This window comes from Parcubacteria group bacterium, assembly GCA_016181765.1.
Lineage (GTDB): Bacteria > Patescibacteriota > Patescibacteriia > UBA2169 > UBA2169 > CG10-46-32.
Window position 1 is genome coordinate 79,257 of sequence record JACOYR010000005.1, and the last position, 26,658, is coordinate 105,914.

Consider the following 26,658-nt stretch of genomic DNA (forward strand, 5'->3'; position numbering starts at 1 on the left):
CTTTTGTAATTAGACGATGAAGATGTCTGCTGCGAGCAGACCGAAGAAGATGAGTGCGAACACGATGGTGGCGATATGGAGCACCTTTTCGCCGCCCCGTTTTTTAGTCCGGTACATATTTCCGCCGCCGCCGAAAGCCGCGCCCAGGCCGGTCCCTTTCTGTTGCATCAGGATGGCGGTGATGAGCAAAACTGCGAATATGACTTGAAGAATCTGGAGTAGCATGAATGGCTTACATAGTAGCAGAAAGAGGGTGTTTGTGTCAAATCTTTGTGCACCCCATTATTTATAGGTATACTGGCAGTATGCAAAATTTATTAAGCGAACTCAATGAGCGCCAGGCGCAGGCCGTACAAGCAACGGACGGGCCGGTGTTGGTTATCGCAGGAGCGGGATCAGGCAAGACCAAGACCTTAACGCACCGCATCGCGTACCTGGTTACCGAAAAGGGAATCAAGCCGCACCAGATTCTGGCGGTGACGTTCACGAACAAGGCGGCTGATGAGATGCGCAACCGCGCGGCCAAGCTCTTGGGCGCCAAGCCAAACCAGTGGAAGACCTGGCAAGGTTTCGGGTCTGGCCCTGCTTTGGGCACGTTCCACGCGATTTGCGTCCGAATCTTGCGGCAGGAGGCCGGGCGCGTGGGATTTAAGCGCGAGTTTGCCATCTATGACACCGACGAGCAGAAGAGCGCCATCAAAAAGGTCATGTACAACGAGGGCGTTTCACCTAAAGACGTAAATCCGAATGCCGTGCTCAACATCATCAGCCGCGCCAAAAACGAGCTTCTCACTCCGTCAAAGTTTGCCAATCAAACCGACGGGCCGTTTGAGGAGATTGTTGCGGGCCTCTATGAAAACTATCAAGAGTATCTCAAAGAAAACCAGGCAATGGATTTTGATGACCTGTTGTTCAACGCCGTCACCTTGTTCAAGAAGCATCCGGAAGTGCTCACCTCATATCAAAAAAGATGGCCGTACATCATGATTGATGAATACCAGGACACGAACCAGAGCCAGTACGAGTGGGCGCGGCTCTTGGCCGGCAAAACCAAAAATATTTTCGTGGTGGGTGATGATTGGCAGGGCATCTACTCCTGGCGTGGGGCAAACATCCGCAATATCTTGGAGTTTGAAAAAGATTACAAGGGAGCGCAGACCATTCTCTTGGAACAGAACTATCGCTCAACCGCGCCTATCGTTGCCCTGGGCAACGCGATTATTTCGGGCAACGCATCGCGGATGAAGAAGAAGCTCTGGACCGACCGCGAGAAAGGCGCAACACCCGAGGTGTGGCAGGTGGAGAACGAGAGCCGGGAAGCGGAAAAGGTTTTGGAGAAGGTGTGCGAGCTGGAGGGGCTTGCGGCTCCGGCGCAAAAGCTTCCGGACCAGGAGGAAGAAGAAGTCACATATGACTACGCGGCAGAGGGGAACGGTTCCGGCATTCTTGACCAGATCATGAAAGGCTTTAAGGCGGGCAAGCGCACGTACCGCAGTGGAGACATGCGTTTGCAGCCGTCAAAAATCATTCCCTTTGACCTGGGAACGAGAAAACTGGCCTGGAACGATTACGTGGTCCTGTACCGCACCAATGCGCAGTCGCGCGTGCTGGAGGAGGCCATGCTGCGCTACGGCGTGCCCTACCGCTTGGTCGGCGGCATCCGGTTCTACGACCGCAAGGAGGTCAAAGACACGCTCGCGTACCTCAAATTTTTGCTGAACCCGAATGACGTGCTTGCCCTGGAGCGCATCATCAACGAGCCGGTGCGCGGCATCGGCAACAAGACATTGGGCACGGTGTACACGCAGGCTCGGTCCGAGGGCAAGGATATTGTGGCCTGCGTTTTGGAGAGCGAATCAATTGAGGGCCTAGCCTTGAGTCGGCTTGAGGCGTTCAAAGCGTTTGCGGACGTGTTTTCGCGCGGCCAGGAATCATTGCCCGAGATGACGGTGGCCGAGGCAATTGATTTTTTGCTCAAGCGCTCCGGGTACATTGATGCTTTGAAAGCTTTAGGCAATGACGGGAATGACAAGTTGGAGAATGTGGCTGAACTTAAGTCTGTTGCCAAAAAGTTCGCTTCCCTAAAGGGTTCGGAAGGAGTTCAGGCGTTTTTGGAAGATGTTGCTTTGGTTTCGGACCAAGATACGTTTGATCCTGAATCCGGGCAAGCCATCACCCTCATGACCTTGCACAGCGCAAAAGGCTTGGAGTTCAAGAATGTGTTTCTGGTTGGCATGGAAGAGGGCCTGCTGCCGCACGCAAATTCCATGATTGACCCGCAACAATTGGAAGAGGAGCGCAGGCTGTGCTATGTGGGTATCACGCGCGCCAAGGACCGCTTGTTCATGCTGCTTGCGCGCTCTCGCACCATTTACGGGTCAGTCAGCATCACCACGCCCTCCCGCTTTATCGCTGAACTGGGTGATGAGCATGTGGAGTTTTTTGAAGATGGCGAATCTTGATAGGAGTTGCTAAGCGGCGTGGACGCTCCTTTGCGGCCGCGACGCTCTATTGACAGGATGTTATTGATGTGGTAAAAAGTAGTGTTCGCAACCACGAACGAGAAGTTTCTTTGAAAACCCATGTCCGGCCGCATGGCCGGACGCAACCGCGAGGTATGAGGAAATGGCAGGCGAGTATCAGGGTCCGCTGACCGTTGCGTTGTTGGAGAAGAGCGATGATGAGATCGCGCAGATCATCGCAGGGTTGCCGGGTGACGCGGAGATCGTCGCAACGCCACTGATGGACGAGCTGATATACCGGCGCAAGGACTACAGTCGCGGCATTGACATCTGCGAGCGAGCCATCTCGAGCGGCGCGGCTTCTCCTCTGCGGGTCGCTCAACTCCAGATCGCCATAGCCAACCTCAAGCGCCGTCGGCCGGAGGCGGCGGGCCGCGAGCTTGAAATCCAATGGTGGATGCGGCAAGCTGCCGCCCTGTTCGGTCCTATGGATATGAACGCGCCGGGTGTCCGTAGGACCGTCATCATGTGGCATTACAACCATGCGTTGCTGTGCCGACTCGCTGGCGATTTTGAAGGAGAGGCCGAGCATCACCGCGCGATCGGCAACATCGCGGAGGACGAGTTCAGCCGCAACAACGCGGCATACATGGCAGAGTTCGCCATGATGCTGCACTACGTCAAGGAAGGCACTGCCACGGACGAGATGTGGCATGACTTTCTAGACGCAGGCGATGCGTACCGCGCCACGCTGGACAGCAATGTTCCACGCGAGGCCCAGTGGATGGCCAATGAGTGGGGGCACCGGATCCAGGTGGTAATCCTCTTTGGTGAACGTTTGGATACCGACCTGGTCTTCAATTGGCTGGACGACGGATACAGCGAGTTGGATGACTTGCTGGAACGGGGCGTTCCAGGGAGCGCCCGCTTTGCCTTGCGGCTCATGACTGCCCTGACTCTTTTGTGCGACGCGCACGAGAGAATGGCGCTCCGCGAGGCGGAAAGTGTCATGAGTGACGAAAAGGCGGGCAATGACTGGCGCATGCTCGCGGCACTGCTCAAGGCGCGCATCATCGGAGGCATTGCGGCTTCCGTGTGCTACGAAGAGGTAGTGCAGATGCCGGGTGACGGCATCTGCCATGCGGCACGCGCCGTAGCAGAGCGCATGCTCACATCCGGACCGGTCTGACATCGCTCTTCGCCGCCTTCTGATTCTCGCGGGCGGCATTGTTCACACCGTTGGCAACTGCTATACTAGGGTTGCCAGCGGTTTTCTTTTTTATGCATCACCACAAACGACAACTGAATCGTTTGACATCCCGCGTCGCGCATGCGGGATTCGGCGGATTGCTGCATGATTTTAATTTGCTGCACCATTTGCCGTACCGCGTATTCCGCAGGCGGGATGCGTTTGCGCACGCCTCGGCAGACGGCGCGGCGCTCGTCCGCACGCTGGAGGAATTAGGCCCTGGGTTTGTTGAGGCGGGCAGAATCGCGGCCTCTAGATCCGACATCATCCCGCGGCCTTTTCAGAACGCGTTGTTGAACAGCCATGCGTCTTTGCCCGTGATGGACATTAAAAAATTCAAAAAGCTGCTGCGCCACGCAATCGGCCGAAGCGCCATGAATGAGATTGGAAGCATTGAGGAGCGGCCGTACCGCAGCAACCTGGTGAGCGAGACCCGCAAGGCAATTCTAAAAAACGGCAAGCGCGCGCTGATTACGGTCAACGACCCAAAAGCCGCATACCGCTTGGGGCGTAATTTGGAATCCATCAGAGAGCTCGCGCCCGCCATAAAGACGAAATTCGGCGGCATTGTTTTTGAAAACATCCTTGAGGAGCTTGAGCGCCGGGCAGGGCTCCTGTCCGATTTGAGCGTGGTTGCGGCTCGCGCGGAAATGCTGAATGCGCAGTTTGAGCACCACCAAAAAGTCGCCATACCCGAAATCCTATGGGAGTACACGGGCAGGGACTCATTGGTCCAGCGCTGGCACAACCACCCGACCATGCGCGAGATAGCCGAGGGAAGCAGAAAGAGCGGCGCGGCCCGAAAGTACATCAACCGCTATGTGGCTGAAGCGTTTGTGTACCAGTACGGCGCCGGAGGAGTGTTTTTGCTGCGTCCGCTTTTATCGGACATGCAGATTGGCGTCGGCAACACGGTCATCATCAACCACGCGCTTGCTACCGGATACGTGGAGCCGGAAGAGCGCAAGCAGTTTGTTGCCCTGCTGTATGCGCTTTTGGAAGGGGAGACAGAGTTGGCCGCCAAAGTCCTGCTTGCGGGCCACTACGCGGCTGGACCGAGCCATTCATATTTCGCATCCGGCATCCAGGTGCCTGAACCGAAAAAAGCTCCGATTTCGGAACTTTTATGGGAGCTTTTGGAGCAGGCATGGCACGGCAATCTGCACGTTGCGCTCGGCATAAGCATGGCCGCGGAGTCAGTCCTCTATCTTGAGCACGCGTTTAATCGGTTTGATTCGGACAGGCTTGTCCTCAACGACAATCTGCGGCTTGCCATCAAAAAATATCTTCCTGAAATGTTTGGCGTGAAAAAAACTGCTTCGGTTAAGGAAGTTGTTTCGTCCGCGATCAGCGGCTCTGACGCCGGAGGCGGCGGAGGCGCTTTAGTGCGATAAGCGTCGTGGCCGCACAGGAGCGTCCACGCCGCTGATTTGGAGCTTGCGCAGTTTTTTGACGCTCGCACCCGATACTTTCATCCGGCGCTTTTTGCGTTTTTTTTGTTCCCGCTTTTCGGCTTTTGTTTTGCTCATAGGATTGTCATTGCGAGGAGGCGTACCCGCCGACGCGGCAATCTTACAAGTGAGCCATGGCTCGCCGTTAAGATTGCTTCACCTTTGAGTACAAAGGCTCGCAATGACAGGATTATAGGTTCTCCAGAAGCGTTTTTGTTTTTGCTTCTCCGACTAACTGGATTATATCATCCTTATCCGCGTTTCGTATACCCGAAACTGAACCGAATTTTTGGATCAAAAGTTTTTTGGTCTTTGGCCCGATGCCGGGCGCGTCGTCCAAAATTGATTTGGTTTCCGCTTTGGCGTGCCTTGCGTGGTAATATTTTTGGCCGAACCGATGCGCCTCGTCGCGGATGCGCTGGAGTAATCTGCCCGCCGATGAGGCGGGGTCTATATTGATTTTTTTCAAGCTCGCGCCCTGGAACACTTCTTCCTCTCGCTTGGCGAGCGCAATGAACTGGTTTGGTCGCATGCCTTTTCCTGACCACCCCCTATCCCCCTCCAATACCACCCCAGAAATGCCTTTGGCAGTTTCTGGGGACCCCGAGTTAGAGGAGGGGGAATAGAGAGCGTTGAGAACGGTTGAGAGCTGGCCTTTGCCGCCATCCAAGAGCACCAGGTTGGGCGTGGGCCATCCGTCATTCTTAAATCTGCGTTTCAACACCTCGGCAAGCGACGCAAAGTCATTGCTGCCTTTGACAGTTTTGATTTTGAACTTGCGGTACTCGGACGGCACCGGCGTGCCATCAACGAACACTGCCATGGAACCTACCGGAAACTCGCCCTGGATATTGGAGATGTCATAGCCCTCAATGCGCTTGGGCAGCTCCTTGAGCTTGAGCGCTTTTTTTAATCCATTGAGCGCGCTTTCGGCGGCTTTTTCCCAGGACGCCCTGGACTGCTCCAGGTATTCTTTCGCGTTTTCTTCGCCGAGTTTGATCAAATCACGCTTTTTGCCGCGAGCCGGAACGCTGATGCTGATGCTGCCCGCCACGCGCTCCCGGGCGAGCGCCGCAATATCGCGAGGCGTCAAACTGGTGCGTATGGGCAGGACCAGTTCCCGGGGCGTGTTGCTTGCTTCGGAATAGTACTGCGCCAGAAACGCGCCAACCAGTTGGGTCATGGTTTCCCCGGCCGCGTGCTGGAGCAGGAAATTCAATTTATTGATGAGCTTGCCGCCGCGAATCACGAATACGTTCACTGCAGCTGAATCGTCTTTCTTGAAAATACTGATAACGTCCTGACTGCCTCCTCTGACTGACATGATTTTCTGGCGCGACTGTATCAATTCAAGATTTTTAATCTGGTCGCGCACTGCTGCCGCAGTCTCATACTGTTTGTTCGCGGCAAGGGTCTGCATGCGCGTTTTTAGGTCGCGGATAACGTCATCAGTATCACCCTCAACCACGCGCGCGAGCCGCGCAATCATATCCTTGTATTCTTCGTCAGTCTGGGGAATGGGGCCGAGGGAGCGTTTCTTCATGAGCTCTTGTTCAAATACCGTAGGCTCTTTGGGTTTTTTTCGGTACGGGAATATGCGGCGCAAAATGCGCAAATTTTCATACAGAGTTCCGCCGGACGTGTACGGCCCAAAGTACTTGGCGCGGGAGCGGCCCGCGTCAAATTCCGGCCTGCGCACGGTCGTGACAACCGGGCGGGGGTAGCGGTAGTCAATTTTAATGAAGTTGTAGCTCTTGTCATCCTTGAGCGAGACGTTGAAATGCGGCTTGTGTCGTTTGACCATGATGGATTCCAAAATCAAGGCCTCCTGCTCGTTGGACGTGATTGTGGTTTCAATGGACGCTATCCTCTTAACCATGATTTTTTTTGCGTCCGAAAGTTCCGCGGCGCCCCTGAAATACGACCGCACGCGGCTCCGCAATTTATTTGCTTTTCCGATGTACAAAATCACTCCCTTGCCATCCTTGAAGAAGTACACCCCAGGGGAAAGGGGCAGGGTTTTGAGCTGTTTTTCAATAATTTCAGGCATGCTGGTATAGTACATGGTTTAAGTGCTTGATTCAATCGGCAAATTCATGTATACTGTGCGGTATTGATTTATCAGTCAAGGGAGCGCGGGTTCATAATCTCAAGAATATTTCTCTTGACCTGCCGCGGAACAAGCTGGTGGTCATCACCGGCCTCTCCGGAAGCGGAAAATCCTCGCTCGCGTTTGATACAATTTACGCGGAGGGCCAACGCAGGTACGTTGAATCTTTGTCCGCATACGCGCGGCAGTTTTTGGGTTTGATGGACAAGCCGGACGTGGAGCGCATAGACGGGCTTTCCCCGGCCATTTCCATTGACCAGAAGTCAGCCTCCCACAACCCGCGCTCCACGGTGGGCACGGTCACGGAAGTCTATGACTACCTCCGCGTGCTGTACGCCCGGGTGGGCACGCCGCACTGCCCGCAGTGCGGAAAAGTCATCACCAAGCAGACCAAGCAGCAGATCATCAATCAGATTCAAAAACTCTCGGACGGCACCAAGATTATGGTGCTCTCACCAATGATCCGGGACCAGAAGGGCGAGCATAGGCACGTGTTTGCGGAGCTTGCCCGCGCCGGGTTCGCGCGGGTCCGCTTGGACTCCGAGGTCATACCATTAGAGGAAGCGCAGGACAAGCGGCTTGATAAGCAGAAGAAGCACACTATTGAGGTGGTGGTTGACCGGCTTACGGTCAAGGCCAAGCCAAGTGCGGACGACCGGACGCGCTTGGCTGATTCTTTAGGCACTGCGCTTGAGCTCGGGGACGGGCTCGTGATTATCAGTGAAGTTGATTCCGGGCGCGACACCCTGTACTCCGAGCACCTGGCGTGCGCTGGCTGCGGCATCAATCTGCCGCTCCTGGAGCCGCGCAACTTTTCGTTCAATTCACCGCACGGGGCCTGCGTTGAGTGCGGGGGCCTGGGCACCAAACTTGAAGTTGACCCGGACCTCGTCATCCCGAATAAGAAGCTCTCCATCGCCGAGGGCGCCATTCGGCCATGGTCAAGGACTGCTGCGTTCCAGGGCTGGTACTTCCGCATTTTAGAGGCAGTTGCGAAACAGTCCGGTTTTTCCATACGCAAGCCCGTCAAAGAACTTGCTAAAAAAGATGTGGATGCGGTGCTGTACGGAACCGGATCAACCGCCTACCGTGTGAGCAACCCGGAGGCCGAGGGCAAGATAAAGGAGTTTGAGACAACGTACGAGGGCGTGCTCGCGAACCTGGCGCGCCGCTACCAGGAAACGGATTCAGATTACATCCGCAGGGAAATTGAGACCTACATGCGCATCAAGCTCTGCCCGAAGTGTCTGGGAAAGCGGCTCAAGCCCGAGGCCCTCTCGGTCACCATCGCCGGCCGGAGCATCGCCCAGGTGACGGACAGCTCCATAGATGAGGCGCTCGCGCATTTCAAAGTGCTCGGCTCAAGCCGCGGCGGGCTTACGGCTTCCGAAATGCAGATTGCGAAGCTGGTTCTCAAAGAGGTGGTGGCGCGCCTGGAGTTTTTGCGCAACGTGGGCTTAAACTACCTCACGCTCGCGAGGGCCGCGCACACGCTCTCCGGCGGAGAAGCCCAGCGCATTAGGCTTGCCACGCAGATCGGGTCCGCGCTCACCGGCGTATTGTACGTATTGGACGAGCCGTCCATCGGCCTGCACCAGCGCGATAACGCGCGTTTGATTGAAACGCTGAAAGCCTTGCGCGACCTTGGAAATACCGTGATTGTGGTTGAGCACGACGAGGAAACCATTTCCGCGGCTGATTGGGTGGTTGACATCGGCCCGGGTGCGGGCAAGCACGGCGGCAACGTGGTGGCCCAAGGGACTCCGGCGCAGATCAAAAAATCTTCCAAGTCAGTTACCGGACAGTTCCTCTCGGGCAAGCGCTCCATTGCTGTTCCCGAACGGCACCACAAAGGAAACGGGAAAGCTATTTCCATCCTCGGGGCTTCCGAGTTCAATCTCAAGAACATCAATGTGGACATTCCCCTGGGCAAGCTGATTGCCATTACTGGCGTGTCCGGCTCCGGAAAATCAACGCTCATGACCGACATCCTGGCAAAGGCGCTCCTGCAGCACTTTTACCGCGCCAAAGAGCGCCCGGGCAAGCACCGCGCAATCAATGGATTAGAGCATATTGATAAGGTGATTGACATTGACCAGTCTCCCATTGGCCGGACCCCGCGCTCCAACCCCGCGACCTACACGGGCCTGTTCACCCCCATCCGCGATTTGTTTACCCAGCTGCCGGAAGCAAAAATCCGCGGGTACAAGGCGGGCAAATTCAGCTTTAACGTAAAGGGCGGCCGGTGCGAGGCGTGCGAGGGGGACGGGGTCAAGCGCATTGAGATGAATTTCCTTCCGGACGTGTACGTTGAGTGCGAGGAGTGCCGTGGCAAGCGCTACTCGCGCGAAATATTGGAAATCCACTACAAGGAAAAGAACATCGCCGAGGTGCTGGAAATGACCGTGGATGAGGCGGCTGAATTTTTTAAGAACATTCCCATCATCAAGACCAAACTTGATACGTTGTTTGAAGTGGGCCTTGGGTACATCCACCTCGGCCAGCAGGCGACCACGCTCTCCGGGGGAGAGGCCCAGCGCATCAAGCTCGCCACCGAGCTCTCGCGCCGCGCCACCGGGCGCACGCTCTACATTCTGGATGAGCCGACCACCGGCCTGCACTTTGCGGACGTGGAGCGCTTGCTTGCCGTCTTAAACGCGCTCTGCAACAAAGGCAACACTGTGCTCATCATTGAGCATAATTTGGACGTCATCAAGAGCTGCGACTGGATCATTGACCTCGGACCCGAGGGCGGGGATGGGGGCGGGGAGCTGGTTGCGAGCGGGACGCCGCGGGATGTTGCTAAAGTCAACAAGAGTTATACCGGGCAGTACCTCAAGAAGGTTTTGTAACAGGTGTGCAGGGGTTGTAAATTTTTTCGCTCCGAAGGGAAGCCTCGCTTCATCATTCTCGCTACAAAATTTACAACCCCTGCACACCTTACTACATCATTCATGGCTTTTGGCCATATTTTTTGGTACTATAAGGGCATGGCTCGGCAGTTGGAAAAATCCATTCTCGCGACTATCGCGTATTTTGACGTGTTTGATTATCCGCTGACCCTGCTGGAATTGCGGCGGCTGCTCCTCGGGCGCACTAAAGTGTCGTATGCGCTGTCAGACATACAGCGCGTACTGGATGAGGGAGCATTGCTGCAGAAAGCTGTTCGCCGCAAGAACGGATTTTTTTACGTCCGCGGCCGCGACGCGAACGTGAGTGAGCGGCGCGGACGCTTTTTGATAAGCCAGGAAAAGCACAAAGGTTCGCGTTTTGTGTTGCACTTGCTTTCATATATGCCGTTTGTACGCGCTCTTTTTATCTGCAATTCTTTGGCGCTTGAGAATACCACACACCAGAGCGACGTTGATGTTGTGGTGGTCGCCAAAACCGGAGGCGTGTGGTGGGCGCGGCTGTTCTCCCTGGTGTTGTTGTCACTGTTGCGCCGCAGGCCTGGCCAGGCGGGCGGGCGCCCCAAAATCTGCTTAAGCTTTTTTATTGATGAAGCGCACCTGGACGTGCGCACGCTGCGCATGAGCGGGAATGATATTGATTTTGCGTACTGGATCGCGCATTTCTATCCGATCTATGATACGGGAAACGCGTACCTGCGCTTCTGGGCGGCAAATTATCCCTGGCTTTCAGAAGTGCTGCCGAATGCGCGTCCCATTGTTCCGCACCCCGAGCGGGTGATGCGCCACGGCATCTTGTTGCGCCCGTTGTTTGAGGCGCTGCTTGCGCCGTTTTCTCCGCTCGCCCGCGCCATCCAAGAGAAAAGGTTTCCTCCGGCGATCAAAGAGATCGCGAACCATGATACCCGGGTGCGGATTGGGGATGGGGTGCTCAAGTTCCACACCAACGACCGAAGGGTTGCGCACATGGAATCATTTATAAAGCGGTACGAGGCTTTATTGAGCCTATGAAGTTCCTCAATGCGGTGATCCAGTATGGAATACTACTCTTCGTCTTCCTTATCCCCTGGCAGGCGCGCTTGATGCTGGTTCCCGGCTCAATCAACGGGGCTTACTGGGAGTATGGTACCCGGTCGTTGTACGCGACTGAAGCGTTGCTTTTCGTCATTTTGCTCGCGGTTGTTGTTAAAGGCGCGGCGTACATCATGCGGAGCAAGCCGCGGTTTTCAATGCGGCGGTTGGCGTCTCCCGCAGGCGCGCTCGTTGTTTTTTTGGTGTGGGCCGGGGCTTCCGTATTCTGGTCAATTGACCGGGAAGTTGCGCTTGAGCACTGGTTGGTACTGATTGAGGCGGGCGCGGTTTTTGTGATTTTCGTTTCAGGTGCGATTCCGCTTCGGACACTTTCATGGTCCATTATCCTGTCCGGCTCAATCCAGGCAGTGCTTGGGTTTGTCCAGTTCAGGATGCAGGAGGCGGCAGGCGGAGCATGGCTTGGCATGGCCTACCAGCACGCATCAATCCTTGGCACGTCAGTGGTTGAGACGGATGCCATGCGCCTTTTGCGCGCCTACGGCTCGTTCCCGCATCCGAACATGCTGGGCGGATGGCTCGCGCTCTCGCTCTTGCTTGCGATGCGCGAGGTCAAGCGCACGCCGCTTACGTACATCGCGATTGCGTTCTTGAGCGCTGGGCTTGCAGTTACGTTTTCCCGGGGCGCGTGGCTGGCATTTGGCGTTGGATTTGCGCTGTTGGTTGCGGCGTGGATGCGCCCGAATTCCCCCGCCTGTAATCAGGCGGGGGCTAGGGGGCGGTTCTTCTTTTTGCCGCTTTTAATCATAGCGCTGTTTGTCGGAACGCTCGCGGTTGCCTATCCCGAACCATTCAAGGAACGCATCTTCGGAGGCAACAGGCTTGAGGCAAAGTCAGTTGAAGAGCGCGCAAGCGGGATTGCGGAGGCATGGCAGCTCATCAAACAGCATCCTATTACCGGGGTTGGGATAGGGAACTATGGTTTGGCTGTGCACCGGGATATTGATGCGAGCAAGCCCGCATACTACTACCAGCCCGTGCATAACGTGTTTTTGCTCGCGTGGGCTGAATTGGGCCTGGTTGGGTTGGTGTTGATGACCATTTTTCTATTGTCATTGCGAACTCTTGCACTCAAGGGTGAAGCAATCCTATCATCGCGCCAGGGATGGCTGTCAGCAGGCGTCTTTTTACTCCCTCTTATGGTGCTTGCCCTGTTTGACCATTACCTCTGGTCTTTGTATCCAGGCATGATGATAGGGGCAGTATATCTAGCTATATTTTACCTAAAATTAGCCCAAAAATAGCACAAAGCCTTGACAAGAAGGCTGGGTTGGTGTATACTACTAGTCTGAAAAAATAAACGTACCAGAACAACGAATTCCACTGGGTAGGGCAGGAGGTTGTCAGTTGCAGCCGTCGTGACCTGTAAGGGTGTAGCTGCAATGGCCATTCTTGCCCTACCCATAGTTCCTCTTCTGCGTCCGCAGGAGAGGTTCCCGCAACCCCAACGCGAGGAATGCGTAATGTGCGTCCGTAACCGCGGTACCCCGGCGGTGCTGGCCACCGGGTTTTCCATGATGCCACGTAACGCCATCGCCGCCGACCTCACGGAGGTCACCGGCATCGCCTGCGTCATCGCCGACGTCGACCCGACGGTGGCCCGGGGTCGCTGATCCCCGGGCACGCCGACTTCCGCGCTCGCCACCTTGGCGGGCGCGAGTAGGCGTCCGGTTCTCGACCTGATCCGGATGCTGCCGCTGCGCGGCGTGCGCAGCGAGACAGAGAGCGGGGCCCCGGCTCGCATCTGCAATCGGGGCATTGCGTCGTTTTTTCTCAACTACGGCGCACGACAAGGATCTGCGAGCCACCGCTCCCCAGCGGAGTCTCCCCGGATCCTTAGCCCGCAGCTTGCATAGCCGGGCCCCGCTCTCTCAGTCGTTCGGGTATGGATAGGTGAAGCTGGAGTGGTGCCAGACAGCACAGAGAGATTTCCTCATGTCAGTATCAGAGCTGCCTACGAGTTCCCCTTATTAATGGAATCGCGCTGATCCGCAGAAGCAAGCCGAGAAGCGGAAAGCCATTAATAGAGAACACCGGCAGACACCCTTCGCAGGGAAAAATTCTGACGATGAGCCGATCTCTCACTGGAAGGCAGTACGATCCAGCCTCATCCCTCACACCTGAACCAAACCGTTCTTCACCCGCTCTTCAGCCGCCCCGCCACGCCACGAAAGGCAGGCGCCATGCGGAACTTCTCTGGCTTTGCCTAGGTACGCCTAGGCAGTACTTATGCCAGTTCGCCCCCGTCGCTTTCATCTAGGACGGGGGCGCTTTTTTTATCAAAACCACCCCCTAGCCCCCTTCCCTCGGGAATACTCGGGACGGGCTCTTGGTAAAGGAGGGGGAAAAGGAGGAAAGGCCCTTGACAAGGCCAGTATATTTAGTAAAATAGAGTACTACAGCCTAATTATCACTCTATATATATGAGTGATAATAGCCTTATCAATAGCATTTAACCCTAAAAAACGCTATGCACATCAGACCACTCGGCGATCGCGTGATCGTCAAACCCCTCGGCAACGAGGAAACAACCGCATCAGGCATTGTACTGCCGGACACGGTTGACAAAGAAAAGCCCGAACAGGGCGAAGTAATCGCAGTCGGCCCGGGCAAGCGATTGGAGTCCGGAGAGATTGCGCCCATGTCCGTTAAGGTCGGGGACAAGGTCGTGTTCCGCAAGTACTCGCCGGACGAAATCAAGGTTGAGGGCGAGGAAGTGCTCGTCATCAGCGAGAACGACATTGTGGGCATTGTTGAGTAATTAATTATAGAAATGTCATTCTGGAGCTCGGGTACTCCCGAGCGATAGAATCTAGTCTGGAATTCCAGTATAGATACTATCGCCCCGAGTACGGGACTCCAGTATGACGAGTACGTCACTATGGCTAAACAGATATTATTTTCCGATGAAGCTCGTTCCGCCATCAAGGCGGGCGTGGACAAGCTCGCGAACGCGGTAAAGGTAACGCTCGGCCCCAAGGGCCGCAACGTGGTGATTGACAAGGGATTCGGAAGCCCGACCATCACCAAAGACGGCGTCACCGTGGCAAAAGAAATTGAGCTGGAAGACAAGTTTGAAAACATCGGCGCGGACCTCGTCAAAGAAGTCGCCAACAAGACGAACGACACTGCCGGAGACGGCACCACCACCGCGACTCTGCTCGCGCAGATTATGGTGGCCGCAGGCATCAAGAACGTGACCGCCGGAGCAAACCCCTTGGGCATCAAGCGCGGCATGGACGCGGCAACCGAAAAAGTAGTCGCCTCCCTCAAGGAGCAGTCCAAGGCCATTGACCCAAGCAATGAGAACGACGTGGCCCAGGTTGCTTCCATTTCCGCGAACGATAAAGAGATCGGCAAGCTCATCGCCCAGGCCATCAAGAAAGTGGGGCACGAGGCTCCCATCACCGTGGAGCAGTCCCAGTCTTTTGGCATGGAGCTTGAGCTCGTGGAAGGCATGCAGTTTGACAAGGGCTATGCGTCCCCGTACATGATCACCAATGCCGAGCGCCTGGAGTCGGCAATGGAAGACCCCTCAATCCTCATCACGGACAAGAAGATTTCCTCGGTGCAGGACATCCTTCCGCTCTTGGAGAAAGTCATCCAGTCCGGCAAAAAGGAAATTGTGATCATTGCTGAAGATTTTGACGACCAGATCCTCGCAACGTTGATTGTGAACAAGATGCGCGGCACGTTTACCGCACTCGCGGTGAAAGCTCCGGGCTTCGGCGACCGCCGCAAGGAGATGCTGCAGGATATCGCGGTTTTGACCGGCGGCAAGGTGATTTCCGAAGAGCTCGGCCTTAAGCTTGAGAACGCGGAGCTCTCTGACCTCGGGCACGCCCGCAAGGTGGTTGCCACCAAAGAGGACACCACCATCGTGGAAGGCCGCGGCGAACCAACTGCCATTTCCGGCCGGGTTGCCGAAATCCGCGCCGCGCTTGAGAAGTCTGATTCTGACTACGACAAAGAGAAGCTCAACGAGCGCCTGGGCAAACTGGGCAAGGGCGTTGCCATCATCAAGGTGGGCGCTGCGACCGAGACTGAAATGGAAGAGAAAAAGCACCGCATTGAGGACGCCTTGGAAGCGACCAAGGCTGCCATTGAAGAAGGCATTGTGCCCGGCGGCGGAGTCGCGCTCCTGCGCGCCATGGATGCGCTTGACCACATCCGCCCCGAGCATGCCGATGAAAAAGTCGGCATAGACATTGTGCGCCGCGCCCTGGAAGAGCCCATCCGGCAGATCGCGTTCAACGCGGGCCGGGACGGAAGCGTTGTCGCGGAAGAGGTCAAGAAGCAGCGCGGGCCAATCGGCTATAATGCAGCCACCAATGCGTACGAAGACATGGTTGGGTCCGGCATTGTTGACCCGACCAAGGTTACGCGCTCCGCTCTGCAGAACGCGGTGTCCATCGCATCCATGTTCCTGACCACCGAGGCAGTCATCACGGACCTGCCGGAAAAGAAAGACGAGCACGGAGGCGGCATGCCGGGCATGGGAGGCATGGGAGGCGGCATGGGGATGATGTAATCAGTTGATTTTTCGGCGGCGCATGTGCTCCCGATTCAGCGGGACCCCCCGCCTGGCCGACACGTAAGTCGGCCAGGCGTACCCGGGTGAATCGTCCGCACATGCGCCACCTCTGTAGAATTCAAAAGACGGCTTCCTTCGGGGAGTCGTTTTTTTGTGGTACAATAAAATCAAACAAAACACATGAAGCGAACCAAAATCATCTGCACCATCGGGCCGGCAACCGAGAAAGCGGCAACGCTTGAGAAACTCGTAAAAGCGGGCATGAACTGCGCCCGTTTGAATTTTTCGCACGGCACCTACGAGCACCACAGCCTGCTCATCAAAAACGTGCGCGCCGTTGCCAAGAAACTCAACGAGCCCATTGCAATCATTCAAGACCTGCAGGGCCCGCGCCTTCGCTTGGGTGAGCTTCCCAAGGACGGTATTGCGGTCAAGCGGGGTGACCGGGTTGCCTTGGTGTACGGAAAGCAGGCAAAGCTTAATCCTGCGCGGGCAGGCATGGTCGTGCTTCCGGTGCAGGAGCCGTTGGGTACCATGGTAAAGGAAGGCGAGGCGATCCTTATTAAAGACGGCTTGGTAGCCATGGCTGCTGTGGAGGTGCACGGCAGCATGGTGATTGCGAAGGTGGAGCAGGGTGATGTGCTCACCTCAAACCGCGGCATCAACCTGCCCGAATCAAATCTGCCGGACATTGTCATCACCGAAAAAGACAAAAAGGACATTCAATTCGGCTTAAAGCAAAAAGTAGACTGGCTTGCCTTGTCGTTTGTCCGCAACGCCCGGGACATCAAGCGCTTGCGCGCGCTCCTTCCGCAAAAAGGGGAGTACCAGCCGCGCATCATCGCCAAAATTGAGCGGGCCGAGGCCGTGGAGAATTTTGACGAGATTCTTGCGGAAGCTGATGCCATTATGATTGCGCGCGGAGATTTGGGCATTGAATTGCCGGCGCGCCAAATTCCGCTCTTGCAGAAAAAATTCATTGAGCTCTCGCGCCGCGCTTCAAAACCGGTGATTGTCGCGACCCAGATGCTTGAATCCATGACCACGAATGCGCGGCCCACGCGCGCCGAGGTCAGTGATGTCGCGAACGCGGTCATTGACCACGCGGACTGCCTCATGCTCTCCAGCGAAACATCCACGGGCAAGTATCCGGTTGAGGCGTGCAAGATGATGGCTGATATTATCACCGAAACCGAAGAATCGCCGTACGATGACCTTCCGCCCCAAGAAGCAAAGCGCTTTACCGTGCCCTCGGTCATCGCGCATACGGCGGATGACGTTACCGAGCACGACCACATCCGCGCCATCATCGTGATGTCCGCGTCCGGGCACAGCGCGCGCTTGGTCGCAAGCGAGCGGCCCGAGGTGCCCATCGTGGCGCTCACCCAGAACGAGCTCGTAGTCAGGCAGCTTGCATTGTCCTGGGGCATTTCGCCGTACCTGATGAAGCGGTATGATAATCTTGATACGCTCATTAACGCGAGCGTGGCATTGGTCAAGCGCGAGCTCAACGTCAAGAAGGGCGAAAACATCATTATCGCGTCCGGCCACCCAACCGGGCCGCACGGTTCATTGAATTTATTGAAAATTCACACGGTATGAAGTACATAAAATTTTTTCGCGAGCTCGCCATTAAGGACATCCCTTTGGTCGGCGGCAAAAACGCATCACTCGGCGAGATGGTGCAAAGCTTAAGCAAGAAAATCAATATCCCGGACGGGTTTGCCGTGACTGCCCAGGGGTATGAGTATTTTTTGGAAAAAGCCGGCATCAATGATGAGATCCGGCGGCAGCTCTTGGGGCTTGATTACCGCGCCAAAAATCTTGACGTGGCAGTCCGCTCCTCCGCGACTGCCGAAGATCTGCCTGATGCATCCTTTGCCGGCCAGCAGGAGAGCTACCTCAATATCATAGGCGAGAATGCGGTCATGGAGGCAGTCAAAAAGTGCATGGCATCTCTGTTTACGGACCGCGCCATCAGCTACCGCGTGGACAAGGGCTTCAGCCGCAAGAAGGTTGCCCTGTCCGTTGGCGTGCAGAAGATGGTGCGCTCGGACACTGCCTGTGCCGGGGTCATGTTCACCCTGGACACGGAATCCGGCTTCCGGGATGTGGTTTTGATCAACGGCTCCTGGGGATTAGGGGAGCTCGTGGTAAAAGGCAAGGTAAGCCCTGATGAGTACTACGTGTTCAAGCCGCTCAGCGGCGCCATGTATTGTCCGAGAAAGAAATTTTGCAGCTTGCCGCATGGGGCATGGCCATAGAAGAGCACTACAAGCGCCCCATGGACATTGAGTGGGCCAAGGACGGCACAGACAGGAAACTGTACATCGTGCAGGCCAGGCCCGAAACCGTGCAAGCGCGGCGGGACGTCCATATCCTGGAAGAATTCAAAATCAAGCGCAAGGGCGAGGTTTTGATTCACGGCCAGGCAGTGGGGTCAAAAATAGGGATTGGCACGCTCCGCGTGATCAAAGACGTGTCCGGGCTTGCCACCTCGGCATTCCGGCCATTGTGGGAACCAAGAATGCGACCGAGCTCCTCAAAACCGGCGCCGTGGCCACGGTCTCGTGCGCCGAAGGGGACGTTGGCTTTGTATACAAAGGAAAAGCATTCTACACCATCATCAAGCACGATCTCCGCGCATTGCCCAAGACGCGCACAAAAATTATGATGAACCTCGCAAGCCCGGAGAAAGCGTTTATGGATTCATTCATCCCGAACTCCGGGGTAGGGCTTGCGCGCGAGGAGTTCATCATCAACACGTTCATCCAGATCCATCCGTTGGCACTCGTCAACTATTCGTCAATTACTGATGCTGATGTCAAAGCCAAAATTGATGCGCTGACCTTGGACTACAAGGACAAGGCGCAGTTTTTCGTGGACAAGCTCGCCGAGGGCGTGGGCCGCATTGCAGCCGCGTTTTACCCGAAAGACGTCATTGTCCGCTTGAGCGATTTCAAGACGAATGAGTACGCGAACCTCATCGGCGGAGCCGCGTATGAGCCGCAGGAAGACAACCCCATGATCGGCTGGCGCGGGGCCTCGCGCTACTACGACGAAAAGTATGTGGCCGGGTTTGCCCTGGAATGCCGCGCCATGAAAAAGGCGCGGCAGGATTTGGGTTTTACCAACATCAAACTCATGGTGCCGTTTTGCCGCACCGTGGAGGAAGGCAAGCAGGTTTTGGATGTCATGCGGAAGCACGGCCTCAAGCGCGGGGTGAAAAATTTAGAAGTGTACGTGATGGCTGAGATCCCTTCCAACGTGATTTTGGCGAAAGAGTTTGCGAAAATTTTTGACGGGTTCTCCATCGGCTCAAACGATTTAACCCAATTGGTGCTCGGGGTTGACAGGGATTCGGAGCTCGTGGCCCACATCTATGACGAGAATAATGCGGCCGTGAAAAGCATGATTTCGGATTTGATTAAGGCGGCTAAGGCAGCGGGCCGCAAGGTGGGCATCTGCGGCCAGGCGCCCTCCGATTACCCGGAGTTCGCGGCTTGGCTTGCCCAAGAGGGCATTGATTCCATGTCATTAACTCCGGATTCCGTGGTTGGGGTGATAGAGCGGGTTGCAAAAGCGGAGAAAAAGCGGTAGAGTGTAGGCTGGCTATAATCCTGACCCTGACGCGGAGAGGTCGCATAGTTGGCCTAGTGCGCGCGCTTGGAAAGCGCGTATACCGCAAGGTATCGAGGGTTCGAATCCCTCCCTCTCCGCCACATTCATGTCCCAAGCGACAGAGCAAATCAAGGACCGCATTGACATTGTTGATGTGGTGCGCGAGTATGTCCCGGAGCTCAAGAAAACGGGCATTAACTGGAAAGCGCGGTGCCCGTTCCACCAGGAAAAGACGCCCTCCTTTACCGTGAATCCGGGCAAGGGCTTTTGGCACTGCTTCGGGTGCGCCAAGGGCGGCGATATTTTTTCGTTCATCCAAGAAGTTGAAGGCATAGAGTTTCCGGACGCATTGCGCATGCTCGCAGACAGGGCGGGCGTAACACTGGAAAAGGCGGACCGCGAACAGGAATCCAAGCGCTCGCGCACCTTGGAGCTTTTGCGGCACGCGGCCAACTGGTACCACCAGGCGCTGTTAAAAGCAAAGAGCGCGGAATACAGCCGCGCGTACATCGCAGAGCGCGCCATTACTGATACAACGCGCGACAACTGGCAGCTCGGGTTTGCGCCGGACGCGTGGGAGGGGGTTTCAACCTACCTAAAGAGCAGGGGATTCAGGGATGATGAAATCGCTTCGGCAGGCATTTCATCAACCAATGACCGCGGCAGCCAATACGACAGGTTCCGCAACCGCCTGATGTTTCCGATCCAGGACGTGCACGGGTCAGTGGTCGGCTTTACGGCGCGCAAACTCAATCAAGAGGATGTCGGAGGCAAGTATATCAACACCCCGGAAACCGAGGTGTACAAAAAGAGCAGTATTTTGTACGGGCTTTCCCAGGCAAAGCAGGAAATCAGAAAGCAGGACCTGGCGGTTATCGTGGAAGGCAACATGGACGTGATCAGTTCGCACCAGGCCGGCGTTACGAACGTGGTCGCATCATCCGGCACCGCGCTTACGCCCGAACACATCAAACTGCTTGCGCGGTACACCAAGAATATCGCGCTCGCGTTTGACCCGGATGCGGCCGGCCAGACCGCGGCTCTGCGCGGGCTTGAGGTGGCGTGGCGGGAGGATATGAGCATCTCGGTCGTCGGCCTTCCCGAAGCCGCTGACCCGGACAACCTCATAAAACAGGACTCAAAGAAATGGCAGGATGCCATCAATCACCGCGTTCCCTTGCTGGATTGGGTATTTGGGCGCGCAACGCGCGAGAACGACATCACTGCTGCCGCCGGGAAAAAGAACGCGGCGCGCTCCATCCTCTCGTGGATTGCGCGCGTATCAGACCCTATTGAGCAGACGCACTATCTGCAGAAACTTTCATCACTCATTCATGTTGATGAAGCGGTTCTGCGCGGGGTGCTCGCAAAACGGCGGCCTGCTCCATCAACCCGGCCTAGACAAGGGCTGCAGCGAGAGCCGAGCCCAAAGCCTCATATTTTGGAACAGGTGAGCGCGCGCGTGTTAGCGCTCATCATCCTGAATCCGGAATACGAGATTGACCCCGCTGTCCTTGCCGGGGAAGCGTTCCAGGAGCTTTACAAAAGGCGCCCGGAATTGTATGATGGCCGTATTGAGCAGCTTGACATAACGCTGCAGGCAGTGGCGCGTTCGGTGCTTATGATTGCCGAAGAGTACCGGTATGCGGCACCGGAGGAAAAGAGCCGCGAATTCAAGAGCTTGGCGCGCCGATTGCATCACCATCATATACAGGGCGAGCTTGGAGAGATCCGCAGCCTCATTACCCGCGCCGAAAGGTCCGGGGACTTAAGCACCCTGGAACAGCATCTTGCCCAATGGCAGCAGCTCAATCAGGAGCTCCAAAAGCATCATGCGTATGCCAACCAAAAAGAAGATGAAAAAACCTAAGAAGAAATCTGCTCCCAAACGGCCGCCGGTTAAAAAAGCCGTTGCTCCAGCTGTTAAGGCGGAGCAGGCAAAGCCCGTGCGGCACCGCACGCCCCGCATGGCGCGCAGAGTCGCGGTGCCAAAATCCATCCCCCGCGGAGGGAAGGGAAGGCGCTCGTCCGGCAAATTTGCCGGGCCCTCGGAGGAAGAAATCGCAAAGCTCGTTGCCAAAGGCAGAGGCCGCGGTTTTATTACGGAAACGGAAATACTGTATTCGTTCCCGGACATTGAGCAGAACATCAGCGCGTTTGAGGAGCTCCTGGATGAGATGGATTTTTCCGGCATTGAGCTCAAAGCCGGGGATGAAGGGCTCCTGGGTTCGGTAAGCCTGCACACGAAAGAAACCACGGTCGTGGAAAAGGAGCAGGCAAAAAAGAAAGAGGTCGCGGAAAAAGACCTCATGCGCTATCTGGACCTCTCGGACATTTCGGCTGACTCCATCCAGATGTATTTGCGCGAAATCGGGCGCGTGCCCTTGCTCAAAAACGAGGAAGAGCTCTCGCTCGCCAAGCGCAAAGAAAAGGGCGATTTAGAGGCAAAGAAAAAATTGATTGAGGCGAACCTGCGGCTCGTTGTCTCCATAGCCAAAAAGTTCACGGGCCGTTCGCTTTCGCTCTTGGATTTGATCCAGGAGGGCAACATCGGCTTGTTCCGCGCCGTGGAAAAGTTTGACTACCGCAAGGGGTTTAAGTTTTCCACGTACGCGACCTGGTGGATTCGGCAGGCCATCACGCGCGCGCTTGCGGACCAGTCGCGCACCATCCGCATTCCCGTGCACATGGTGGAAACCATCAACCGCTACCAGCAGGTTGAGCGAAGGCTGATCCAGGATTTGGGGCGCGAACCCTTGCCCGAGGAGATTGCCGCGGAAATGGGGGAAGAGCTGGAGAAGATCCACCACATCCGCAAGATCAGCCAGGATACGGTTTCTTTGGAAACGTCGGTCGGGGATGATGATGACAAGGATTCCACGCTCGGCGATTTTATTGAAGACGTAAAGACCGTGAGCCCGGATAGGATTGCCTCCATGCAGCTCTTGCGGGACCACGTGAAAATCGCCATAGAACGGCTGACCCCGCGCGAGCAGAAAATTCTGCAGATGCGGTTCGGGCTCTCGGACGGCATTGCGCACACCCTGGAGGAGGTGGGCCAGGAGTTCGGGGTTACGCGCGAGCGCATCCGCCAGATTGAGGCCAAGGCCCTTGAAAAAATCCAGGAAGCTGATACCATGAGGCGGTTGAATGATTATTGACAATCTATCCGGGGTAGCTCAGCGGTAGAGCTGCGCGCTGTTAACGCGTAGGTCGTGGGTTCGAATCCCACCCCCGGAGCCACAAATCAAAAACCAGCCATGAATGGCTGGTTTTTGGATGGCGGTTGCGGTCAGCGCATTTCCCGCGGCTCATTGAACGCAAAGTTGTCCCAGCCGTATGCATCCGGATTAAAGCCTTCGCCGCAGGCAGTTTCAATCAGTGCGGTGCAGATTTGGTAGGGGTCAAGGTTCGCGGCCGGCCGGCGGTCTTCCAGGTAGCCTTTGCCTTTCTGGACCGTGGCCATGGGAATGCGGACCGAGGCGCCGCGGTCGGAAACGCCGTAGCGGAATTCATAGATGCTGCAGGTTTCGTGCTTGCCCGTAAGCCGTTTGTCATTGTCCGCGCCATAGACCCTGATGTGCTGCCTATGGAAGGTTTTGAGCTTTTCGCACGTTTGCTTGATGATGTCCAAGCCGCCCTCTTCGCGCATGGCTCTGATGGAAAAATTCGTGTGTCCGCCGGCGCCGTTCCAGTCGCCGGGCATTGGTTTGGGGTCCAGCATGGCATAGACCTGGAGCTCCTCGCCCAAGCGGTAGAGGAGCCAGCGCGCGATCCACAGCTGGTCGCTCACGGCCAAAGGGCCGAGCGTGCCGATTTGAAATTCCCACTGCGCGGGCATGACTTCCGCGTTGATTCCGGAGATGGAGATGCCGGCCTCAAGGCACGCGGCCAGGTGCGCTTCAACGAGCGGCCGGCCGTGCACTTCATCAAACCCCACGCCGCAGTAGTAGCGGCCCTGCGGGTGGGGAAAGCCGTGCGCCGGCCAGCCCAGCGGCCGGTCTTTGTGGTACAGGGTGTACTCCTGCTCAATGCCAAACAGCGGTTCGTGGTCCTGGAACCGGCGCGCTGTTGCGGCCAAGATGTGGCGGGTGTTGGTCGGGTGCGGAGCGCCGTCCGGATTCAAGACCTCGCACATAACGAGGATGTGCGGGCCTTTGTTGATCGGGTCCGGCACAAAGGACACGGGTTTAAGGGCGCAGTTAATTTGGCTATCAGAGCATTGTACCCGACTTCCCGGGATGAGTCAAAAAAATAGACTTTTTCCGGATGCGATTGTATAGTTGAAGCAAGCCTATGCTATGTGCGTTTCGTTCGCATTACCAACGCGTCCGAGTTTTGTACCAGCGGTACGAGCGCGTTTTGATTCCGGGATTCCTCGTGTTCGGTTTTTTTGTTGATTACATCACCTTCAAAACCATCCAGATATCAACCAGCCTGACGGTGCTTGCATACTACTTCGCGCTCGCCGGAGGCGCCATCGCGTTTACGCACTACTATGACGCTGGTCGCGTTACCGAGAAGTTGCGTTTTGTGCGGTTGTTTGCGCCGCTTGTTATCCAGTACACGTTCGGCGCGCTCTTGGGCGCATCCTTCGTGTTCTACTGGTACAGCGCGAGCTTTGCGGCAAGCTGGCCGTTTATCCTGATTGTTGCGGGACTCATGGTTGGGAACGAAGCTTTGCGGAAGTACATGGTGCGGCCGCAGGTCCAGTTGTTGGCGTACTACTTTATTGCGTTTTCGTTTTTTTCGGTGGCTATTCCGTACCTGTTTAACGGTTTGGGGCCGCGGCTGTTCCTGCTTGCCGGACTCGCGAGCCTTGTATTTTTTATTTTTTATGCCTGGTTTGTAGCCGCGGCAAACAAAAAGGCGTCAGGTACCTTTTCCTGGGTGTTTGGAATTTTTACGGTGATGAACGCGCTCTATTTTGCGAACATCATTCCGCCCATACCGTTGTCATTGCGGGACGCCGGAGCGTACCATGAGGTGCGGCGTTCAAACGGGGGATACATTCTGCGGACGGAACACGAATCCGTCTGGCAGCGCCTGGCTCCCGGGCAGACCGTACGCCTTGGCCCGCGAGAGCGCCTGTACGTGTACACGTCCATTTTCGCGCCTGATGATTTGCGGACCAGCATCTATCACCAGTGGCATTACTACAACGAATCAACCGGAGCATGGGAGAAGCGCGACCGCCTTTCGTTCGCCATTACCGGCGGCCGGAGAGAAGGGTACCGCGGGTATTCCGCAAAGAGCGCGGTTGATGAAGGCAGGTGGCGCGTATCCGTTGAGACTGACCGCGGCCAGGTCTTGGGGCGCGCTACGTTCACTGTCCAAAGGGTTGATGCGGCGCCAAAGCTTTTAGAAATAGCACGATGAGTGTAGATCAAACGCCGCAAGAACATGGCGTATCGGCCTGTAGCCTGGTGCCGATAATGAGGCGATAGGGGACACATACTGCCAAGAGGCAGTATGTGTTTTTGTTTGATAATAACCCAATAATAAGGGGATTATCGCCCGTATCGGCAGTATATTGGGCGCGCATGGATTGCATCAGTCGCCTGATTTAGAAAGCAGGCGCGCGATTGATCGCGCGGCTGTGGTGATTTGGAAAGATGTAGGCTCCGGGTTCCGGCTGTTTTGTCACAAGTGCGAACGCGCGAACGCGCGGCGTCCCGAACGCCCGGGGGGAGCCTTTGGCGCTCTTGGCCGAACCTCTTGGCCGGCGTTTTTGAGCGGCGCCGATACCGCGCGATACGGCTGTGGATAATTCGCTTGTTTTCATTTACTTATCAAGCAGAAATTATGGTAGAATAACTTTGAATATCGGGCGTATCGGCACGCTGTTGAGCTCAAAATAAAATGCTAAAACAAACCTTTTACACGCTTTCGGAAATCGCGCCAAAAACTCCCTACAGTGCGGAGTACCTTTCCCTGCTCGCGCGCAAGGGAAAGCTTCGCGCGGTCAAAATGGATGCCGCATGGATGACGACCGAGGATTGGGTTGAAGAATACCAGCAATCAATCGCGGTTACAGAACCGGTATCGGGCGTATCGGCCGGCGGAAACTATCTTTCGGCTGCCGAGGCCGCAGAAGGGACGCCCTACGGAAGCGAGTATCTCGCGCTCCGCATCAGGCAGGGAAAAATCCGCGGCGAGAAAATCAACGGCCGGTGGCACACGCGCAGGGAGTGGGTTGAGGAGTATGTTGCAGGAATTTCCAATCCAGCATCCAATGTACGCGGGCTGGATACTCTTGATTTTGGCGTCCGCGCCGCTTGGAAAGCGTCCGCGCCGCTAAGGAGGGCCGCGGCCGCTGATAACGCGCGGTTTTATCCCACCCGTTTGCTCGCAGCAGGCCTCACCGCAACCATTGCGTTCCTGTTCGTTGCTCCGCCCCAGGTGTGGGCGCACTGGGGCGTGTCCGCGTCCTTGGCCGTAACCCGTTCGTTTGATCTTGGAGCGGACGGCGCAGCACGGGCCGCCAGACAACTTGCCGCGAACCCGCGGTTCACCGAACCCCTCTCCCGGGTCCAGGCCGCAGCGCGCCTTGGCGTTATGTCCCTCTCGCTCCTCAACCGTACCCAGCATACAGCCTCTGAACGCCTTGCATCCCGCTTTGGGTTGGATACCGCGCCCCGAAGCGGCGCGGACGCTCCTTTTGGCGGCCGCGACGCTTTTGAACAGAAGGGCGGCCCCGCCGCCGCTAGCGTCGGGGCCGCAGCCGCCTTGGGGGTCGGAGCCGGCGGACAAGTGGCGGGAGCGTTTGGCGTTCGTTTGCTCGCGCCTAAAACGTTCTCATTCTCCGGCGCGCTCACCCGCGCCCTTGCCCTCCCCGGGACGAGCCTCAAGGGCGCCATCACCTTCCTGAATCCCAATGACCTCGCAGTGAACCTGGCGCGGCTCTCCGGGAATGCCATAGAAGCGGGCCAGTCCCTGGCACAGCTTGACCTTGCAACCGGCATCACCCAATCCGTATCCCAGCTCTCCTCAAGGATCAATGCCATCTCCATTCTCCAGCCCGCAGGCCAGTACGCAGTGTCATTGCGAGGCGGCGTGGACGCTCCAGGCGGCCGCGACGCTGATGGACAAAGCGTCCCCGCCGCCGAAGGCGTCGAGGCCGCACCGGTCTTTGGCCCGTCCCGCCTGGGAACCTCGTCTGACGGCACCCTCATGGTGGGAACCCTTCCCCTGCAGGCAGCTGCAAACACGTTCACAAACCAAAACAATCCG

At 56.4% G+C, this 26,658-nt stretch carries 17 protein-coding genes, 2 tRNA genes and 1 pseudogene; 16 read left to right on the plus strand and 4 right to left on the minus strand.

Translation table 11 applies throughout. The features are described 5' to 3' along the window. Nucleotides 1-9: 9 nt before the first annotated feature. Nucleotides 10-225 (minus strand): preprotein translocase subunit SecG, encoded by a 216-nt coding sequence (gene secG, locus HYT31_04410; protein ID MBI2051015.1) that lies wholly within the window; start codon nt 223-225, stop codon nt 10-12. A gap of 80 nt (nt 226-305) precedes the next feature. Between secG and HYT31_04415 the strand changes: the two genes are divergently transcribed. From HYT31_04415 to HYT31_04425, 3 genes are all read left to right on the plus strand, one after another. Then, nucleotides 306-2,462, plus strand: coding sequence for a UvrD-helicase domain-containing protein (locus HYT31_04415; protein MBI2051016.1), 2,157 nt, complete (start codon nt 306-308; stop codon nt 2,460-2,462). Nucleotides 2,463-2,625: 163 nt separating this feature from the next. Continuing rightward, nucleotides 2,626-3,651, plus strand: a complete 1,026-nt coding sequence (locus HYT31_04420; protein MBI2051017.1) for a hypothetical protein — start codon at nt 2,626-2,628, stop codon at nt 3,649-3,651. Between the two features lie 92 nt (nt 3,652-3,743). After that, on the plus strand, nt 3,744-5,105 hold the full coding sequence (locus tag HYT31_04425) for a hypothetical protein (protein MBI2051018.1): 1,362 nt from the start codon (nt 3,744-3,746) through the stop codon (nt 5,103-5,105). On the opposite strand, the gene HYT31_04430 is transcribed toward HYT31_04425, so the two are convergent. Beyond that, complete coding sequence (locus HYT31_04430) at nt 5,094-5,240, minus strand: hypothetical protein (GenBank protein ID MBI2051019.1); 147 nt, start codon at nt 5,238-5,240, stop codon at nt 5,094-5,096. The genes HYT31_04425 and HYT31_04430 overlap by 12 nt on opposite strands. 112 nt (nt 5,241-5,352) lie before the next feature. Continuing rightward, nucleotides 5,353-7,212 (minus strand): excinuclease ABC subunit UvrC, encoded by a 1,860-nt coding sequence (uvrC, locus tag HYT31_04435; protein MBI2051020.1) that lies wholly within the window; start codon nt 7,210-7,212, stop codon nt 5,353-5,355. 53 nt (nt 7,213-7,265) lie between these two features. Between uvrC and uvrA the strand changes: the two genes are divergently transcribed. The 11 genes and pseudogenes from uvrA (at nt 7,266) to HYT31_04490 (ending at nt 22,668) form a co-directional block, all read left to right on the plus strand. After that, entirely contained in the window at nt 7,266-10,124 is a 2,859-nt protein-coding gene (gene uvrA, locus HYT31_04440) for an excinuclease ABC subunit UvrA (GenBank protein MBI2051021.1), read from the plus strand. A gap of 138 nt (nt 10,125-10,262) precedes the next feature. Further along, the gene (locus HYT31_04445) at nt 10,263-11,192 is read left to right on the plus strand and encodes a hypothetical protein (GenBank protein MBI2051022.1); all 930 of its coding nucleotides are present in this window, start codon (nt 10,263-10,265) and stop codon (nt 11,190-11,192) included. Further along, nucleotides 11,189-12,514 (plus strand): O-antigen ligase family protein, encoded by a 1,326-nt coding sequence (locus HYT31_04450; protein MBI2051023.1) that lies wholly within the window; start codon nt 11,189-11,191, stop codon nt 12,512-12,514. The genes HYT31_04445 and HYT31_04450 overlap by 4 nt, the downstream gene beginning before the upstream one ends. Before the next feature lie 1,226 nt (nt 12,515-13,740). Then, nucleotides 13,741-14,031: a co-chaperone GroES gene (locus HYT31_04455; protein ID MBI2051024.1), complete on the plus strand. Its 291-nt coding sequence runs from the start codon at nt 13,741-13,743 to the stop codon at nt 14,029-14,031. 120 nt (nt 14,032-14,151) lie between these two features. After that, complete coding sequence (groL, locus tag HYT31_04460; protein ID MBI2051025.1) at nt 14,152-15,801, plus strand: chaperonin GroEL; 1,650 nt, start codon at nt 14,152-14,154, stop codon at nt 15,799-15,801. Nucleotides 15,802-15,984: 183 nt separating this feature from the next. Next, complete coding sequence (pyk, locus tag HYT31_04465) at nt 15,985-17,406, plus strand: pyruvate kinase (protein ID MBI2051026.1); 1,422 nt, start codon at nt 15,985-15,987, stop codon at nt 17,404-17,406. Continuing rightward, a pseudogene (locus tag HYT31_04470) lies at nt 17,403-19,404 on the plus strand (phosphoenolpyruvate synthase). The gene pyk and the pseudogene HYT31_04470 overlap by 4 nt, the downstream one beginning before the upstream one ends. Before the next feature lie 33 nt (nt 19,405-19,437). After that, nucleotides 19,438-19,526, plus strand: a tRNA-Ser gene (locus HYT31_04475). Nucleotides 19,527-19,531: 5 nt separating this feature from the next. Continuing rightward, nucleotides 19,532-21,295: a DNA primase gene (gene dnaG, locus HYT31_04480; GenBank protein MBI2051027.1), complete on the plus strand. Its 1,764-nt coding sequence runs from the start codon at nt 19,532-19,534 to the stop codon at nt 21,293-21,295. Then, on the plus strand, nt 21,282-22,586 hold the full coding sequence (locus HYT31_04485) for a sigma-70 family RNA polymerase sigma factor (GenBank protein ID MBI2051028.1): 1,305 nt from the start codon (nt 21,282-21,284) through the stop codon (nt 22,584-22,586). The genes dnaG and HYT31_04485 overlap by 14 nt, the downstream gene beginning before the upstream one ends. Nucleotides 22,587-22,593: 7 nt before the next feature. Then, a tRNA-Asn gene (locus HYT31_04490) sits at nt 22,594-22,668 on the plus strand. Between the two features lie 49 nt (nt 22,669-22,717). Here HYT31_04490 and HYT31_04495 read toward each other — a convergent pair. Then, nucleotides 22,718-23,563 (minus strand): glutamine synthetase, encoded by an 846-nt coding sequence (locus tag HYT31_04495; protein ID MBI2051029.1) that lies wholly within the window; start codon nt 23,561-23,563, stop codon nt 22,718-22,720. Nucleotides 23,564-23,721: 158 nt separating this feature from the next. On the opposite strand from HYT31_04495, the gene HYT31_04500 reads away from it, so the two are divergent. Together HYT31_04500 and HYT31_04505 are read left to right on the plus strand one after the other, a co-directional pair. Next, nucleotides 23,722-24,804 carry a DUF2914 domain-containing protein gene (locus HYT31_04500; protein ID MBI2051030.1) on the plus strand — a complete coding sequence of 361 codons (1,083 nt, stop codon included), beginning with the start codon at nt 23,722-23,724 and terminating at the stop codon, nt 24,802-24,804. Nucleotides 24,805-25,287: 483 nt separating this feature from the next. Beyond that, a partial coding sequence (locus HYT31_04505) for a hypothetical protein (protein ID MBI2051031.1) occupies nt 25,288-26,658 on the plus strand: 1,371 nt, incomplete at its 3' end.

Bases quoted from the DNA above. Each gene is read 5' to 3' on its own strand.
- secG (MBI2051015.1), bottom strand. From the start codon at position 225: ATGCTACTCCAGATTCTTCAAGTCATATTCGCAGTTTTGCTCATCACC.
- pyk (MBI2051026.1), top strand. From the start codon at position 15,985: ATGAAGCGAACCAAAATCATCTGCACCATCGGGCCGGCAACCGAGAAA.
- HYT31_04445 (MBI2051022.1), top strand. From the start codon at position 10,263: ATGGCTCGGCAGTTGGAAAAATCCATTCTCGCGACTATCGCGTATTTT.
- HYT31_04420 (MBI2051017.1), top strand. From the start codon at position 2,626: ATGGCAGGCGAGTATCAGGGTCCGCTGACCGTTGCGTTGTTGGAGAAG.
- HYT31_04450 (MBI2051023.1), top strand. From the start codon at position 11,189: ATGAAGTTCCTCAATGCGGTGATCCAGTATGGAATACTACTCTTCGTC.
- uvrC (MBI2051020.1), bottom strand. From the start codon at position 7,212: ATGCCTGAAATTATTGAAAAACAGCTCAAAACCCTGCCCCTTTCCCCT.
- HYT31_04415 (MBI2051016.1), top strand. From the start codon at position 306: ATGCAAAATTTATTAAGCGAACTCAATGAGCGCCAGGCGCAGGCCGTA.
- HYT31_04430 (MBI2051019.1), bottom strand. From the start codon at position 5,240: ATGAGCAAAACAAAAGCCGAAAAGCGGGAACAAAAAAAACGCAAAAAG.
- HYT31_04495 (MBI2051029.1), bottom strand. From the start codon at position 23,563: ATGTGCGAGGTCTTGAATCCGGACGGCGCTCCGCACCCGACCAACACC.
- HYT31_04485 (MBI2051028.1), top strand. From the start codon at position 21,282: ATGAAAAAACCTAAGAAGAAATCTGCTCCCAAACGGCCGCCGGTTAAA.
- HYT31_04425 (MBI2051018.1), top strand. From the start codon at position 3,744: ATGCATCACCACAAACGACAACTGAATCGTTTGACATCCCGCGTCGCG.
- groL (MBI2051025.1), top strand. From the start codon at position 14,152: ATGGCTAAACAGATATTATTTTCCGATGAAGCTCGTTCCGCCATCAAG.
- HYT31_04455 (MBI2051024.1), top strand. From the start codon at position 13,741: ATGCACATCAGACCACTCGGCGATCGCGTGATCGTCAAACCCCTCGGC.
- dnaG (MBI2051027.1), top strand. From the start codon at position 19,532: ATGTCCCAAGCGACAGAGCAAATCAAGGACCGCATTGACATTGTTGAT.
- HYT31_04500 (MBI2051030.1), top strand. From the start codon at position 23,722: ATGCTATGTGCGTTTCGTTCGCATTACCAACGCGTCCGAGTTTTGTAC.